Source organism: Treponema endosymbiont of Eucomonympha sp. (assembly GCF_001028545.1).
Genome location: NZ_BBPW01000744.1, coordinates 1 through 428, shown reverse-complemented (window position 1 = coordinate 428; position 428 = coordinate 1). Strand labels below are relative to the sequence as shown.

1 protein-coding gene is annotated in these 428 nt (G+C 54.4%); it reads right to left on the bottom strand.

The features are described 5' to 3' along the window. A partial coding sequence (locus AWU74_RS08840; protein ID WP_187150998.1) for an IS5 family transposase occupies positions 1–378 on the bottom strand: 378 nt, incomplete at its 3' end. Positions 379–428 lie beyond the last annotated feature (50 nt).

The window sequence follows — 428 nt, the reverse complement described above, 5'->3', positions numbered from 1 at the left end:
GCCCCCTTTTGTACGACTAATGTCCTGAGTGCCGCCTTGTGCTCCGCATGCGTCCGCGTGTGCTTTGATATACGTCGAATCTATCATACGGATATCCCCGGCAGGCTCGCCTATTGCGGCGTCCGCCAGCGTTTTCCATATTCCCTTGTCCCGCCAACGGCAAAACCGCTTGTGTATGCTGTTCCAGTTCCCGAATTCTGGCGGTATATCCCTCCACGGAGCGCCCGTGCGCGTCTGCCACGCTACCGCGTTAATAAACAAGCGGTTGTCTTTCGCCACTCCCCCGTGCTTCCCTGCCTGTCCGGGCAGCAGTTCTTTTATCTGTTCCCACGCCTCGTCGCTTATATCGTGCCGATGAATGCCTTCATTTTTTTTCATGCTTCCCATTTTACCTCTTTTCTTTTCTTTAGTCCACACTGCCTAGGCGG